Consider the following 15,404-nt stretch of genomic DNA (forward strand, 5'->3'; position numbering starts at 1 on the left):
TGGGGTGTTTTTTTGTTACGCAGCTTATTCAAAACCAAAAATGTTCCCGATTTAGTATTGGCTGCAGTGATCCTGTCATTACTCCTTGTCGGCGCTGTGATGGTTTACAGCTCGTCGTATGTATGGGCTGAATATAAATATGCAGATCAGTATTTTTTTCTTAAACGTCAATTGCTTTTTTTGGGTGTCGGCGTATTGGGGATGTTATTTTTCATGGCACTGCCCTACAACACATGGAAGAAGTACAGTAAAATCGTTTTACTGGCCTGCTTCGTTCTGCTGCTTATTGTTCTTATTCCCGGTATCGGAATGGAACGCGGCGGGGCACAAAGCTGGATTGGAATTGGTGCATTCAGCATTCAGCCATCCGAATTTATGAAACTGGGATTAATCATTTATTTGGCAGTCTATCTCTCAGTCAATCAAAAATATATTACATCTTTTAAAAAAGGCTTTCTTCCCGCACTTATTTTAGTATTTGCTGCTTTTGGCCTGATTATGCTGCAGCCTGACCTTGGCACTGGTGTGGTGCTGACAGCAACATGCATGGTAATGATTTATACCGCCGGCGCCAGACTGGGGCATTTCTTTGGACTTGGTCTCATTGGAGCCGTCGGTTTCTTGTTTCTGATTGTCTCAGCTCCATACCGTATAAGCCGAATAACGGCATTTATTAACCCATGGGAAGATCCATTGGGAGATGGTTTTCAGATCATCCAGTCATTGTATGCGGTCGGCCCCGGAGGCTTGATGGGGTTAGGCTTGGGTGAAAGTATACAGAAGTACTTTTATTTGCCGGAACCGCAAAACGATTTTATTTTCTCCATTATTGGTGAAGAGTTGGGTTTTATTGGCGGGACGTTTGTGATTGGTTTGTTTGCTCTCCTTTTTTGGCGTGGCATTAAAGTGGCTTTGGAAGCGCCTGATGCTTATGGAAAGTTTCTGGCTCTTGGTATCGTGTCAATGCTGACGATACAAGTTATGATTAATATAAGTGTGGTCATTGGGTTGATTCCAGTTACAGGTATCACGCTCCCATTTTTAAGTTATGGCGGATCGTCACTGACATTAACACTTTGTTCAGCAGGTATTTTGTTGAATATCAGCAGGTTTTCAAGATTATAGGTTAACGTTGTGTAATATTTTTAATCAAATTGTTAGAAGTTTACTACGTATAAAGCTTTTATTTATGATATAATTCAATTACCTATTGATGCGGCATGTCATGATGCCGTTTTATTGTTTTACAATGACAAAACAAAGGAAGAAATAGAAATGGGGAAAAAAAATGTCGTTTCAATTGAAGACCGGATACCAAAGTTAAAGCAGGAACGGAAAAAGAAGGCAAACCGCCGCCTGATATTTTATCTTTCTATTTTTTTCTTATTAATTTCCATCATTGTCTATCTTCAATCACCGTTAAGCTATGTGAGAACGATAGACGTTTCGGGAAACTCGTTTGTAAAAGATGAAGAGATCATTGAAGCGAGCAGTATTGGAGAAAAAACGAATATCTGGTCGGTCAATGCGTCTGAGATCAGCCGGGCGGTTAACGATAATCCGGTTATTCAGCAATCTGACGTTAACCGAAAACTGCCTTGGACAATTGAAATCAGTGTGAGCGAATTTGATCATGTGGGCTATATGAAACAGGATGAGCATTATTTTCCAGTCTTAGGAGATGGCAATGTTCTTGAAAACTTGCAGCAAAGTTCTGTAGACGGTAACGCTCCGTTGCTTCTGGGATTTTCAGACGAAAAATACTTGAATCAATTGACCGGTGAGCTAAAAAAACTGCCGGAAAGCGTTTTGCAGCTGATTTCTGAAATACACTGGAACCCGAGCGATGAAAACCAGCATAAAATTTTGCTCTATATGAATGATGGTTACATGGTTGATGGCACCATCAGGGATTTAGCTGAAAAGATGCGTGTTTATCCATCGATCGTTTCGCAGCTGGGTTCTGAAAGCAAGGGGATCATACATATTGGTGCCGGAGTTTACTTTGAGGAATTCAATGCGGAATCTGAGGAAGATTCTGATAATCAGGAATCCACGAATGAACATGAACAATAAGAAAAGATTTTCTTTATAAAAATGAGGAAAATAAAAGGGTTTTGCTGGTTTATTATAGAATTTTACCTATATATATTTTCTTTTTATGCAATTTCCCTTAAAATTAAGCACTATAGACGAATGAAAATCGAAATTGACAAACCATCTGATTGAAAAAGGCAAACTATCAGATGCTTCTGAACCAGGGGGGTGCCTTTCTTTGAACAACAGTGAAATACTAGTGAGTCTTGATATAGGTACATCAAAAATTAAAGTGATTATTGGAGAAGTGTTAAACGATTCCCTGAATATCATTGGGGTTGGAACTGCTGAATCGAATGGTATGAAAAAGGGAGCAATTATTGACATTGACCAAACTGTACAATCCATTCGAAGCGCGGTAGAACAGGCAGAACGAATGGTGGGCATGCAAATTGACAGTGTAGTAGTCGGTGTCAACGGGAAACATGTTCAATTGCAGCCTTGCCATGGCGTGGTAGCCGTGCAAAGTGAGAATCGCGAAATCGGTGATGAAGATATCACCCGGGTGATTGATGGCGCGCAAGTTGTTTCAATCCCGCCTGAAAGTGAAATTGTTGATGTCATTCCGAAACAATTCATTGTGGATGGCCTGGATGAGATTACGGATCCTCGCGGGATGATCGGTGTAAGACTGGAAATGGAAGGGACGATCATTACTTGCTCTAAAACTGTGCTTCATAATCTGCTGAAATGTGTGGAACGTGCTGGTCTGCAGATTTCTGATATTTGCTTTCAGCCTCTTGCAGCGGGCACAGTTGCTTTATCAAAAGACGAGAAAAATTTAGGGGTCACTTTAATTGATATAGGTGGAGGTTCCACAACTGTATCTGTTTTTGAAAATGGTCATTTAGCAGGTACAAGTGTTATCCCGCTGGGCGGAGATAACATTTCAAAAGATTTATCCATCGGTCTGAGAACGTCAACCGAGGAATCAGAGGATATCAAACTGAACTATGGCCATGCGTTTTACGATGATGCCAGGGAAGATGAAACCTTTGATGTATCGATTATAGGCAGCAATCAGAGAGAGACGTATAATCAGCTGCAAATCTCTGATATGATAGAAGCCAGACTGGAAGAAATATACGCTTATGCAGAACGCGAAATCAGACGGATGGGTTACCAGCAATTACCTGGTGGATATGTTCTGACAGGTGGTACAATGAAAATGCCAGGTGTGATGGAACTAGCACATGATTTATTTCATTCAAACGTTCGTATAGCGATACCTGATTACATAGGTGTCAGAGAACCACAGTTCACTGCAGGAATTGGCATCTTGCAATTTGCTTATCGTAATGCGAAAATACAAGGAAAAGAACTTTTACCGTCTGTTACCGGTAATGATAGTGAGGTAAAACCGAAGCGACAGAAAAGCTCTAGAGATTCGGATGCACCGGCTAAAGAAGAGAAAAAGGAATCAAAACTTGCAAACTTATTCAAGTATTTCTTTGATTAAACGTATCGTTAAATACCGATAAATCTCCGGTCATTTCCAATGATTGGGCCATTGAAAACCTATACGAGCGTTGTAATTCAGCATATTAGGAGGAACGGATGTATGTTAGAGTTTGAAACAAATATGGATCAGCTTGCTACGATAAAAGTAATTGGTGTCGGCGGTGGTGGCAGCAATGCAGTCAACCGCATGATCGAACATGGTGTAGAAGGTGTTGAATTCATTGCTGTCAATACCGATGCACAAGCTTTAAATCTGGCTCAGGCAGAAACAAAAATACAGGTTGGCGGAAAGTTAACACGTGGATTAGGTGCCGGTGCGAACCCCGAAGTCGGCAGAAAAGCTGCAGAAGAGAATAAAGAACAATTGGAAGAAGCGTTACAAGGCGCTGATATGATATTTGTAACAGCCGGAATGGGCGGCGGCACCGGAACAGGGGCTGCCTCGGTAATTGCACAGATAGGCAAAGAACTCGGGGCGCTGACCGTAGGTGTTGTAACCCGCCCATTTACTTTCGAGGGTAAAAAAAGGTCAACACAAGCTAAATCAGGAATTGATTCCCTGAAATCGAGTGTCGACACGCTAATTGTCATTCCGAATGATCGTCTGCTTGAAATTGTTGATAAAAATACTCCAATGCTTGAAGCATTCCGCGAAGCTGACAATGTCCTGCGTCAAGGTGTACAAGGTATTTCCGACCTGATTGCCAAACCTGGCTTGATTAACGTGGATTTTGCCGATGTGAAGACAATTATGTTTGATCAAGGCTCGGCATTAATGGGGATTGGCATTGCAACGGGGGAAAATCGCGCAACGGAAGCTGCCAAAAAGGCTATTTCCTCACCGCTTCTGGAAACATCAATTGACGGTGCGCATGGCATTCTGATGAATATAACAGGCGGTACCAATCTGAGTCTTTATGAAGTTCAGGAAGGTGCCGATCTTGTGACGTCCGCTGCGGATAGTGAAGTGAATGTTATTTTCGGTTCGGTCATCAACGAAAACCTAAAGGATGAAATCATTGTGACTGTGATTGCCACCGGTTTTGATGAAAGTCAAAAAGAAGATAATCAGCCGCGTCAGCGTCCGGTTATGAACCAGAACCAGCAGGCAGCCACCAGGCCTTCCGATGAAACACCACCGCGTGAGCCGGAACAAAATCAAACCAAGCAAAATCGCTCCAATCAGCAGGACGATGAATTGGACATCCCTACATTCTTGCGGAATCGTAACCGCAACCGATAATGTAAGAAAAAGTGTGAAAGAGCAATCAGATTATAAATCCGGTTGCTCTTTTTTTGTTTTGTGAAATAAATAATTTTCTTATAACACAGCATTCTGTTCATTAAATTTAAAAGATGTCTTAAGTAAATAGTATCCAAAAATAATAAATGACAATGCGACAAATAAGTTGATAAGTCGTTGAAATTAGCCCCCTTTATCCTTCATGAAGTGACAGACTTTGCTTCTCAATACCACTATACTTCCTGTATGGGATCTTTTACAGGAAAGGAAGAAATGAGTGTGACCATTTATCTTGATGCTGTCTGGCTTCTAAATTTTTTCCTGGATATGATGCTGCTCATGCTGACACAGACTTTGGCAAAAGACAGCACAAGAAAGCTCAGAATTATTTTTGGCGCATTTATTGCATCACTCGTGGTGCCCATTTCCATTTATTATCCCGATTCTATTTTTACGAGTCTGATAGGCAAGCTGATGTATTCAATCATCATTGTGTTGTGCAGTTTTCGTGTCCGTTCGATCTATCAGATGCTTAAATTATTGCTCTTATTCTACTTTACAACATTTGCCATAGGGGGTGGATTGATTGCAATACACTTTCTATTCCAAAGTCCATTCAGGTTAGCTGCAAATGGAATTTTGACATTTAACAGTGGTTATGGCGATCCGGTCAGCTGGCTGTTTGTGGTGATTGGTTTTCCTCTGGTCTGGTATTTTACAAAATCGCGAATGGACAAGCACGTTTCCGAAAAAATCCGCTACGATCAGTTGTGTCAGGTAACCATTCAGATTGACCAAATCACCAAATCAACGACAGCTTATATTGACAGCGGTAATCAGTTGACAGATCCGATTTCCAAAAGACCGGTTATTATTTGTGATGAATATTTTTTAAAACAATGGTTTTCAGAAGATGAATGGGAATTGTTGAAAAGTGCTCACACAAGCCTTGATTTTGAAAAACTTCCGGCTGGCTGGGAAAGCAAGGTTCAGATTGTTCCCTTTCAAGGGGTTGAGGGAAATCGCACGTTTATGATGGCGATCAAACCGGATAATATCTCTTTTGTATATAACGAAGAGGAAATCGTTACACGTAAGGTATTGATCGGAATTCAATTTGCAGTACTGACGAAAGATCAATCCTATCACTGTCTGATGCATCCTAAAATTATAAAACTTGCTGATCCGGTATCAGCTTAATCAAAGCGACCGATTGGTAAAACATTCTATTCTGAATAAAGGAGCGAGTTAATATGAAAATGATAAGACTTCGTATGCGATTATGGTGGTATAAACTGCTCTTCAAGCTCGGTCTGAAAACGGATGAGATTTATTATATAGGCGGTAGTGAAGCACTTCCGCCTCCGCTATCGAAAGAAGAAGAGAAACGTTTATTAAAATTGCTTTCTGATGGTGATAAATCAGCCAGAGCAATGTTGATTGAAAGGAATTTACGGCTTGTTGTCTACATTTCCCGAAAGTTTGAAAATACCGGTATTAATATTGAAGACTTAATAAGCATTGGCACAATTGGCCTTATTAAAGCTGTCAACACATTTAATCCTGAAAAGAAAATTAAACTTGCTACATACGCCTCAAGATGTATCGAGAATGAAATATTAATGTATTTGAGGAGAAATAATAAGCTAAAGTCCGAAATTTCATTTGATGAACCATTGAATATAGATTGGGATGGTAATGAATTATTGCTCTCAGATGTACTTGGAACAGATGAAGATATTATAACCCGGGACATTGAAACCAATGTGGATAAACATTTATTGAAAAATGCACTTTCTCAGCTGAATCCACGTGAGAAACAGATCATGGAACTTCGCTTTGGCCTGGTTGGTCAAGAGGAAAAGACACAGAAAGATGTTGCTGATATGCTGGGTATTTCTCAATCCTATATTTCCCGATTGGAGAAAAAAATTATACGGCGTCTACAAAAAGAATTTAATAAAATGGTTTGAGCTGCTCTGACATGTTTTTGAAGGCATTAAGCTGGAATAGCATCCACAGCTGCCCTGCATAAAAAACCTTCTATGGGGAGATACTGCTGATGAACAGCATCTCCATCAGGAGGGTAGAACATGACAAAGCATAAAGTTGAAATTTGCGGAGTGGATACATCAACATTACCTGTACTTAAAAATGACGAAATGCGTGAGCTATTCAAACAAATGCAAGCTGGTGATATAACCGCCAGAGAAGAACTGGTAAATGGCAATTTACGGCTTGTCCTAAGTGTTATTCAGCGCTTTAATAATCGGGGGGAATATGGTGATGACTTATTTCAGGTCGGATGCATCGGACTGATGAAATCCATTGATAATTTCGACTTAGGGCATAATGTGAAATTTTCCACTTATGCCGTACCAATGATTATCGGTGAAATAAGACGGTATCTGCGTGACAATAACCCGATCCGGGTATCCAGATCCCTCCGTGACACTGCTTATAAAGCTTTACAAGTGAGGGAAAAACTGATCAGCAAAACATCCAAAGAGCCGACAGCAGCTGAAATAGCAAAAGAAATGGGTGTTGAGCACTCAGACATTGTTTTTGCGATGGATGCGATTCAGGATCCTGTTTCACTATTTGAACCGATTTATAATGATGGCGGTGATCCTATTTATGTCGTGGATCAGTTAAGCGATGACAAAGACAAAGATTCGATGTGGGTGGATAAACTTTCCTTGAAAGAAGGCATGTATCAGCTCAATGACCGTGAAAAAATGATACTGAACAAACGTTTTTTCCAGGGAAAAACACAGATGGAAGTTGCTGATGAAATCGGTATATCGCAAGCTCAGGTTTCCCGGTTAGAAAAGGCAGCTATCGATCAAATGAACAAAGAAATGTTTGAATGAATAAACCGGTTGATGTTCTGCATCAGGATTGAGGCAGACAACGCACTTATCAAATTAAAGTCCATATGTTCAGCTTTTTGAAATGGAGGGGATATTTAATCATCTTTGTAAAAATAGCATATGACGATACTTATAATCGACGCCAAATCTTAATTGATTTGGCGTCGATTTTTTAATAAAAAACGTTGATTTGATTATAAAAGGGATTTGATCACAAATTTGTTGCTCTCCCCCCTCGCAGTTGATATAAACTGTGAGGTACTATCATAAATAATTGATTCAATGAGACCGCTCCGGAATGAAAAAGAATCATAATAATTCGGGCATCTGCCTGCATATAAATTTATATAAGGCAGGTGAACCATTGTGATAACATTATCTGACTTGCAGATAAAAGAAGTTATTGTGATTAATGACGGCAGACGGCTTGGGCATATTGCCGACTTGGAAATAGATGGCAATATTGGAAAGATTACCGCATTGGTGCTCGATATTAAAGAAAAAAAATCAGGTTTCTTTGGTAAAGCTGATGAACTTATTATCCCCTGGAGTTATATTGAGGTGATAGGGTCTGATGTTATTTTAGTCAGAGAGGTTAACAGCCCTTCGCTTTATCCTGACCAGCAATTGCTCGAATAATCGCTAAAATATGCTAAAATGGTACAAGAATACGTGCAGCTAAGGAGGGCAGGAAATGTCAGAACCGTTCCAAAAGCAAACAGAAATCAATTTAGCTATCGAAAAATGGCAGCAGCTTAACCCTGAACTGAAAGTAGGTTTTTCAACACGTAACGGCGGATACAGTGAATTGCCTTTTGATACATTAAATCTAGGTTTACATGTGCCGGATGCACGCGAAAATGTGATCGCCAATAGGCAAAAGCTTGCAGACACCACTTGCTTTCCTCTGGAATCATGGGTTTTGGGAGAACAGACCCATCAGACAAACATTCATATTGTAAGCAGTGATGATAAAGGGAAAGGGTCAATGTCATATGACACATCATTAAAAAATATTGATGGACTGGTTACAGACAAAAAAGGCATATTATGCACGTCATTTTTCGCAGATTGTGTGCCTCTATTTTTCTTTGATCCATCAACCGGATATATAGGGATTGCTCATGCGGGCTGGAAAGGAACCGTCAACCGAATTGGCGGCAAAATGATTGAAGCATTACAAACGGCAGGTGCTGATCCGAATAACATACTGGTAACGATTGGACCTTCTATTTCTTCTGCTCATTATGAAGTTGATGAACGGGTTGTCAGTCAGATTCCGAGTGAATTAGTCGAGAAATCTGTTGTCTCAAAGGACGATAATCACTTTTTGCTTGATTTAAAACAATTAAATAAGGAAATCCTTTTACAATACGGCATTTTAAGTCATAATATAGACATAACAAACTATTGCACATTCCGCGATGAATCATTGTTTTTTTCACATCGCCGTGATCAGGGCAAAACCGGAAGAATGCTGGGTTACATTGGTTATGTAAAATGATTGAACGGGAGAGGACGATGGATATAATGGATGTAGCAACAAACTTGCGGCATATCAGACAAAATATTGAACAAGCCTGTGAAAAAAGTAATCGGAATCCTGAAGATATTACCATAATTGGTGTCACGAAATATGTTACAATAGAACGAACGGAAGAGCTGATTAATGCAGGTATTAAAAATCTTGGCGAAAATCGGCTGGAAGGATTTCTCGATAAGCATGAATACATACAGGATAAAGCAATATGGCATTTTATTGGTACATTGCAGTCCAGGAAAGTTAAAGAAGTGATTGGCAATGTTGATGTCATCCATTCTTTGGACAGGGTATCACTGGCTAAAGAAATTAATAAGCGTGCTGCAGCACCGGTTGATTGTTTTGTCCAGGTGAATATAAGCGGTGAGGAATCCAAGCATGGGCTTGCACCTGATGAGATATTATCGTTTATTAAGAAGATGGAGGTTTACAGCAATGTACGGGTCGCAGGATTAATGACAATGGCACCGCATATTGATGATGAAGATAAGCTTCGGAAGATTTTCAGGCAATTGGCTTCACTCAGAGACAGCATAAAAGCGGAACAATTGCCCTATGCCCCGTGTAACTACTTGTCAATGGGGATGAGCAATGATTATCAGCTTGCTGTTGAAGAAGGCGCAACCCACATCCGGATTGGCTCCAGTCTCGTTGGATCCTAAAATAAGAGGGGTGTAATGATGAGTTTGAAAAATAAAATTAAAACATTTTTCACGATGGAAGATGATTATGAGTATATTGAGCAGGAGGAAGAAATGAATACGAATGAACAGCCTGTAGGTTCAGGCGCGAAAAATGGAAACGTGGTAAACCTGACGACAATGCAGGGTCCATCTTCAAAAGTCGTTCTGTGTGAGCCGCGTAATTACAGTGAAGCACAGGAGATTGCCGACAATGTCGTAAACAAACGGGCAGTTGTTATTAACCTCCAGCGGGTTGACACCCAACAAGCCAAACGAATTGTTGATTTCCTGAGTGGCACAGTATACGCCATTAACGGCGATATCCAAAAACTTGGCGACGGGACATTTTTATGTACACCTGATAATGTAGAAGTGTCAGGTTCCATAACAGATTCCGTTGTGGAAGAAGATGAATTCAGTAAAGGGTGGTAGCAATCTATGCAATCGATACTCAGTTTATTATATCTTGCATTAGAGCTTTATAGTTTTGCTCTGATCATTTATATATTTATGTCCTGGTTTCCAGGAGCACGCGAATCTTCATTTGGCGTCTTTTTAGCAAAAATATGCGAGCCTTATCTTGAACCGTTCAGAAAAATAATTCCACCGATTGGCATGCTGGACATCTCCCCGATTGTCGCGATTTTTGTCCTCTATTTTGCGAGGGTCTTCGGTCTGCCTGTCCTGTTCAGCTGGTTCTAAGAGGTTTGTGCTAATGGATATTCACCAGCATTTCAGGCATGATGAACATCCCTTCATTGACCAGGTGTTATCCTGGATTGACGATGTTGAAAAAACTTACCAAATGAAGGTTACCGATTTTCTTGACCCAAGGGAGCAGCAGATTGTTGATATGTTGACAGGGACGAGCCTTGAGGAATTGAAGGTTTATAAGCATGGCGGCAGCAAAAATGCTGAAAGACAGCGGGTTATCATTGCACCGATGTACGAAGAAGTGAAGGAAGACGCTTTTCAGCTGTCTTTACTTCAAGGGTCTTACAACGATAAGTTTATATCACTTGGCCACCGGGATGTTATGGGAGCGTTTTTATCCCAAGGAATCAAACGTCAGAAGCTTGGTGATATTCACGTTGAAGATGGGCTCATACAAATTATCATGGGAAGTGAGATTGCGCCATTTGTGCTCACGAACCTGACTGCAATCAAACGGGCAAGAATTAAGCTGGAAGAACAGCCGCTTTCATACGTCATGGAAAAAGAACCGAATTGGGACGAATCCAATCATATTGTCTCATCACTGCGATTGGACACAGTTGTAAAAGTCATCTACAAACTGCCGCGCAAAGACGCCGGGGAAATGATTAAAAAAGGACTTGTGAAGGTAAATTATAAAGTGACCGATGACCGTAAGTTGGTTCTGGAAGAAGGCGACATGATTTCGTTAAGAGGGAAAGGCCGCAGCAAAATCATTGGCATAAACGGCCGTACAAAAAAAGGTAAGGTCAATATCACAACAGGACAATTAAAATGATGTCAATAAACTTGCAGGATTTTTTGTTTTTATGTCGAAATAATGTATAATAGTGTGTGTTCAAAAGAGAATGATTTACTGGATTTTTTGAATAACATTATGATATGAATTCATCGATATTATTTTATTTTACCTGTCATACCATTTAAGGAGGTGGCCTGTGTGGCATTAACACCCTTGGATATTCATAATAAAGAGTTTACAAGAAGCTTTCGCGGATATGATGAGGATGAGGTCAATGACTTTTTGGATCAGATTATCAAAGACTATGAAATGTCGATCCGCGAGAAAAAAGACTTACAGGAAAAAGTAGAACAATTAAATGAGAAACTGGGACATTTCACAAATATTGAAAGCACATTGAACAACTCAATTCTGATTGCACAAGAAACAGCTGAAGAATTAAAAGGAAACGCTCAAAAAGAATCCAAGTTAATTATCAAAGAAGCCGAAAAGAATGCAGACCGTATTGTTAACGAAGCATTAAATAAATCGCGCAGAATTGAAATGGATATTGAAGAATTGAAAAAACAGGCAAAAGTGTTCCGCACCCGATTGAAAATGCTTGTGGAAGCACAGCTGGATGTTATTGATGCGAACGACTGGGAAGGATTATTTGAAGAAGAAAATGATGAAGAAACTGAAGAGAACTTAAGTGATGCACCTGACTATGCAGAATCCAAGGCATAGACCTTGACGCCTGTTAGCAATTTACATATAATACTCGTATATAATTATGAATTATGATGACGGAGCCAGTAGGAATGACTGACTGTTTTAGCGAATCAGGGTTGGTGAAAGCCTGATACAGCAAGCCATTCTGAACATCACTCCTGAGTATCCGCTTTGAAGCCGAGTAGAAGCGGACGATTGATTCACGTTACGAATTTCGAGTGAATTTAAATGAATCGGTTGATGATGTTTAAATTTATGAGGGTGGTACCGCGAGTCTTCTCGTCCCTTTGGGGATTGGAAGGCTTTTTTAATGCTATAAGTCATTTTAAGTGCTGTTAACCTTTATGGCTGATTTTCATGAAGAAAAAGGGTTTTTGTGGCAGCGGTATATTCCAAGCACCGCAGATCACAGGCAATAAACCATCCGATTTGGTTTGGCACATGGTCTCGGGACGAATTGCCCGCCAAGGCAATAAACCCTCCATAAAGGCTGGTATCGTTTCAAATTTAGAAAAATAAGGAGGAAATCAAATTGGATTATAAAGACACATTATTGATGCCCAAAACAAAATTTCCAATGCGTGGCAATTTGCCGAATAAAGAACCTGAACGTCAGAAAAAATGGGAAGAAAACCGGATATATGAAAAAGGGCAGGAACGTACGAAAGGACGTCCGCTTTTCATTTTGCATGACGGACCTCCGTATGCAAATGGTGATTTGCATATCGGGCATGCCCTGAATAAAATATTGAAAGATTTTATCACACGATACAGATCAATGAGCGGGTACCATGCACCATATGTGCCTGGGTGGGATACACATGGCCTCCCTGTTGAAACTGCTTTAACCAAAAAGAAAAAAGTCGACCGCAAAAAAATGAGCATTGCGGAATTCAGACAAAAGTGTGCCGAATACGCCATGGGTCAGCTCGATAACCAGCGTGAACAGTTTAAAAAGTTTGGCGTCCGAGGTGATTGGGATAATCCTTATATCACGTTGACAAAAGATTATGAAGCAGCTCAGATCAAAGTGTTCGGTGAAATGGCCAAAAAAGGCTATATCTATAGGGGACTGAAGCCTGTATATTGGTCACCATCTTCTGAGTCGGCATTGGCAGAAGCGGAAATTGAATATCATGATAAACGCTCGCCGTCCATCTATGTTGCGTTTGATGTGACAGATGGCAAAGGTGTGCTTGATGGTGATGAGAAAATCATTATCTGGACGACAACACCATGGACGATTCCAGCCAACCTGGGTATTGCACTGCATCCTGAACTGGAATATGCAGTCGTTAAAGTCAATGGTGAGAAATATGTAATCGCCCATGAACTGCTGGAAACAATGACAGAAGAACTGGAATGGGAAAATCCGGAAGTCATCAAAACGTTCAAGGGAGAAGAAGCGGATAAAGTCGTTGCCAAACACCCTTTTTATGACCGTGATTCACTTGTGATGCTGGGCGAACATGTAACGACAGACGCGGGAACCGGCTGTGTTCACACAGCGCCGGGACACGGTGAAGATGACTTCTATATGTCGCGGGAGTATGGTATTGAACCACTGTCACCGGTTAATTATCAAGGTTATTTCACTAATGAGGCGCCCGGTCTTGAAGGCGAGTTTTATGATAAAGCGAATAAAACAATAACCGAAAAGCTGGAAGAGACAGGAGCACTTCTTAAACTGTCATTTATTACGCACTCGTATCCGCATGACTGGCGGACGAAAAAGCCGACGATTTTCCGTGCGACTTCACAGTGGTTCGCATCCATCAAGGACTTCCGCGAAAATATCCTTGAGGAAATCAATCGAATCAATTGGTATCCTGCCTGGGGTGAAACACGGCTGTACAACATGGTTCGTGATCGTGAAGACTGGTGTATTTCCCGGCAGCGGACATGGGGTGTGCCGATTCCAGTGTTTTATGCCGAAGACGGAACCCCGATTATCAATAATGAAACGGTTGAACATGTTTCCAAATTATTTGCTGAGCACGGCTCAAACGTATGGTTTGAACGGGAAGCAAAAGATTTATTGCCTGAAGGGTTTGCCTCTGAACATAGCCCAAATGGCAAGTTCACGAAAGAAACGGATATCATGGATGTCTGGTTCGACTCCGGTTCGTCTCATGAAGCTGTGCTAATGGGCCGGGAAGATCACAAGCGTCCGGCTGATGTTTATCTTGAAGGAAGCGACCAGTATCGCGGCTGGTTCAATTCATCCATCTCAACGGCGGTCGCTGTTACAGGCAGAGCACCATATGAAACAATTGTCAGCCACGGCTTTACTTTGGATGGTAATGGCCGTAAAATGAGTAAATCACTCGGCAATGTCATGGATCCGTTAAAAATTCAAAAGCAGCTAGGAATTGATATTCTGCGCTTGTGGGTTTCTTCAGTTGACTATCAGGCAGACGTCCGGATTTCACAGGAGATTCTGAAGCAAATTTCAGAAGTATACCGGAAAATCCGTAATACAATCCGGTTCATGCTTGGCAACCTTGCAGACTTCAATCCGGAGACAGATGCGTTGCCTGAAGCGGAGATGGGAGAAGTCGACCGTTATATGCTGCATCGTCTGCAGGGATTGACGAAAGACGTAAGGAATAGCTATGACGTCTATGAATACTCACCAATCTATTCACGTATTCATAATTTCTGTACAATTGACTTAAGTTCATTCTATCTTGATTTTGCCAAAGATATTTTATATATTGAACCAGCAGATAGTCACAACCGCAGAAGTATCCAGACAGCTTATTATGAGATTGTGACAACACTGGTAAAACTATTGACACCGATCATTCCGCATACGACTGATGAAATGTGGGAATATATACCCCACGTCCAAGAGGAAAGTGTGCAGTTGACAGATATCCCGGAACCAAGGAACATCACCGGATTTGATCAGCTTGACGATAAATGGGATCATTTCATGAACATTCGCGATGACGTGCTGAAAGCGTTGGAAGAAGCCCGGGAAGACAAAGTCATCGGCAAATCGCTTGAAGCCAAAATAACCATCGTTCCAAAAGATAACAAAACAAAGGAAGTGCTTAAAGGAATCGATGATGTGCATCAGTTATTCATCGTTTCAGAAGCAGACATAACGGATAATGCTTCTGATGTGAATGAATACCATTATGTGGATGTTCACGTTGAAAAACATCCAGGTGAAAAATGTGCACGCTGCTGGACAGCTTCGGAAACGGTCGGCAGCGATCATGACCACCCGGACTTATGTTCACGCTGTGCCGGTATCGTGGGCGAGCATTACAGTGCATAAGTTAAAAAGCGCCTATCCCTTTACAGGATAAGGCGTTTTTTAACTTTTTGT

At 40.9% G+C, this 15,404-nt stretch carries 15 protein-coding genes and 1 other annotated feature; all 15 genes read left to right on the top strand.

The genetic code is table 11. The features are described from left to right. Positions 1 to 12 precede the first annotated feature (12 nt). The 15 genes from spoVE to ileS all read left to right on the top strand — a co-directional run bounded on the left by spoVE (position 13) and on the right by ileS (position 15,353). Positions 13 to 1,125, top strand: coding sequence for a stage V sporulation protein E (gene spoVE, locus AOX59_RS01490; protein WP_257720698.1), 1,113 nt, complete (start codon positions 13 to 15; stop codon positions 1,123 to 1,125). Positions 1,126 to 1,275: 150 nt separating this feature from the next. Continuing rightward, on the top strand, positions 1,276 to 2,076 hold the full coding sequence (locus AOX59_RS01495) for a cell division protein FtsQ/DivIB (RefSeq protein ID WP_068440833.1): 801 nt from the start codon (positions 1,276 to 1,278) through the stop codon (positions 2,074 to 2,076). 199 nt (positions 2,077 to 2,275) lie between these two features. Continuing rightward, complete coding sequence (ftsA, locus tag AOX59_RS01500; RefSeq protein WP_068440835.1) at positions 2,276 to 3,556, top strand: cell division protein FtsA; 1,281 nt, start codon at positions 2,276 to 2,278, stop codon at positions 3,554 to 3,556. A 102-nt stretch (positions 3,557 to 3,658) separates the two neighbouring features. After that, positions 3,659 to 4,801: a cell division protein FtsZ gene (ftsZ, locus tag AOX59_RS01505; RefSeq protein WP_068440838.1), complete on the top strand. Its 1,143-nt coding sequence runs from the start codon at positions 3,659 to 3,661 to the stop codon at positions 4,799 to 4,801. Between the two features lie 246 nt (positions 4,802 to 5,047). Continuing rightward, the gene (gene spoIIGA / locus AOX59_RS01510; RefSeq protein ID WP_237049348.1) at positions 5,048 to 6,001 is read left to right on the top strand and encodes a sigma-E processing peptidase SpoIIGA; all 954 of its coding nucleotides are present in this window, start codon (positions 5,048 to 5,050) and stop codon (positions 5,999 to 6,001) included. Positions 6,002 to 6,054: 53 nt separating this feature from the next. Then, positions 6,055 to 6,774 carry an RNA polymerase sporulation sigma factor SigE gene (gene sigE / locus AOX59_RS01515; protein ID WP_068440842.1) on the top strand — a complete coding sequence of 240 codons (720 nt, stop codon included), beginning with the start codon at positions 6,055 to 6,057 and terminating at the stop codon, positions 6,772 to 6,774. A gap of 120 nt (positions 6,775 to 6,894) precedes the next feature. Beyond that, positions 6,895 to 7,674 carry an RNA polymerase sporulation sigma factor SigG gene (gene sigG, locus AOX59_RS01520; protein ID WP_068440845.1) on the top strand — a complete coding sequence of 260 codons (780 nt, stop codon included), beginning with the start codon at positions 6,895 to 6,897 and terminating at the stop codon, positions 7,672 to 7,674. Positions 7,675 to 8,040: 366 nt separating this feature from the next. Then, positions 8,041 to 8,313, top strand: a complete 273-nt coding sequence (locus tag AOX59_RS01525) for a YlmC/YmxH family sporulation protein (protein WP_068440848.1) — start codon at positions 8,041 to 8,043, stop codon at positions 8,311 to 8,313. 55 nt (positions 8,314 to 8,368) lie between these two features. After that, positions 8,369 to 9,178, top strand: coding sequence for a peptidoglycan editing factor PgeF (gene pgeF / locus AOX59_RS01530; RefSeq protein WP_068440851.1), 810 nt, complete (start codon positions 8,369 to 8,371; stop codon positions 9,176 to 9,178). Positions 9,179 to 9,204: 26 nt separating this feature from the next. After that, positions 9,205 to 9,876, top strand: coding sequence for a YggS family pyridoxal phosphate-dependent enzyme (locus AOX59_RS01535; protein WP_179946418.1), 672 nt, complete (start codon positions 9,205 to 9,207; stop codon positions 9,874 to 9,876). Positions 9,877 to 9,894: 18 nt separating this feature from the next. Further along, positions 9,895 to 10,329 carry a cell division protein SepF gene (locus AOX59_RS01540; RefSeq protein ID WP_068448079.1) on the top strand — a complete coding sequence of 145 codons (435 nt, stop codon included), beginning with the start codon at positions 9,895 to 9,897 and terminating at the stop codon, positions 10,327 to 10,329. A 6-nt stretch (positions 10,330 to 10,335) separates the two neighbouring features. Continuing rightward, on the top strand, positions 10,336 to 10,599 hold the full coding sequence (locus tag AOX59_RS01545) for a YggT family protein (RefSeq protein WP_068440855.1): 264 nt from the start codon (positions 10,336 to 10,338) through the stop codon (positions 10,597 to 10,599). A gap of 13 nt (positions 10,600 to 10,612) precedes the next feature. Then, entirely contained in the window at positions 10,613 to 11,389 is a 777-nt protein-coding gene (locus tag AOX59_RS01550; protein WP_068440858.1) for a YlmH family RNA-binding protein, read from the top strand. Positions 11,390 to 11,551: 162 nt separating this feature from the next. Continuing rightward, positions 11,552 to 12,079 carry a DivIVA domain-containing protein gene (locus AOX59_RS01555; protein WP_068440861.1) on the top strand — a complete coding sequence of 176 codons (528 nt, stop codon included), beginning with the start codon at positions 11,552 to 11,554 and terminating at the stop codon, positions 12,077 to 12,079. Positions 12,080 to 12,126: 47 nt separating this feature from the next. Then, positions 12,127 to 12,354: a binding site (T-box leader), on the top strand. Between the two features lie 242 nt (positions 12,355 to 12,596). Beyond that, on the top strand, positions 12,597 to 15,353 hold the full coding sequence (ileS, locus tag AOX59_RS01560) for an isoleucine--tRNA ligase (protein WP_068440863.1): 2,757 nt from the start codon (positions 12,597 to 12,599) through the stop codon (positions 15,351 to 15,353). Positions 15,354 to 15,404: the final 51 nt, after the last annotated feature.

Origin of the sequence: Lentibacillus amyloliquefaciens (genome assembly GCF_001307805.1) — a bacterium.
GTDB lineage: Bacteria > Bacillota > Bacilli > Bacillales > Amphibacillaceae > Lentibacillus > Lentibacillus amyloliquefaciens.

What these genes read in the sequence shown, in the direction of transcription:
- AOX59_RS01495 (WP_068440833.1), top strand. Translation starts at nt 1,276, where the DNA reads ATGGGGAAAAAAAATGTCGTTTCAATTGAAGACCGGATACCAAAGTTA.
- ftsZ (WP_068440838.1), top strand. Translation starts at nt 3,659, where the DNA reads ATGTTAGAGTTTGAAACAAATATGGATCAGCTTGCTACGATAAAAGTA.
- spoIIGA (WP_237049348.1), top strand. Translation starts at nt 5,048, where the DNA reads ATGGGATCTTTTACAGGAAAGGAAGAAATGAGTGTGACCATTTATCTT.
- sigE (WP_068440842.1), top strand. Translation starts at nt 6,055, where the DNA reads ATGAAAATGATAAGACTTCGTATGCGATTATGGTGGTATAAACTGCTC.
- sigG (WP_068440845.1), top strand. Translation starts at nt 6,895, where the DNA reads ATGACAAAGCATAAAGTTGAAATTTGCGGAGTGGATACATCAACATTA.
- pgeF (WP_068440851.1), top strand. Translation starts at nt 8,369, where the DNA reads ATGTCAGAACCGTTCCAAAAGCAAACAGAAATCAATTTAGCTATCGAA.
- AOX59_RS01535 (WP_179946418.1), top strand. Translation starts at nt 9,205, where the DNA reads ATGGATGTAGCAACAAACTTGCGGCATATCAGACAAAATATTGAACAA.
- AOX59_RS01540 (WP_068448079.1), top strand. Translation starts at nt 9,895, where the DNA reads ATGAGTTTGAAAAATAAAATTAAAACATTTTTCACGATGGAAGATGAT.
- AOX59_RS01545 (WP_068440855.1), top strand. Translation starts at nt 10,336, where the DNA reads ATGCAATCGATACTCAGTTTATTATATCTTGCATTAGAGCTTTATAGT.
- AOX59_RS01550 (WP_068440858.1), top strand. Translation starts at nt 10,613, where the DNA reads ATGGATATTCACCAGCATTTCAGGCATGATGAACATCCCTTCATTGAC.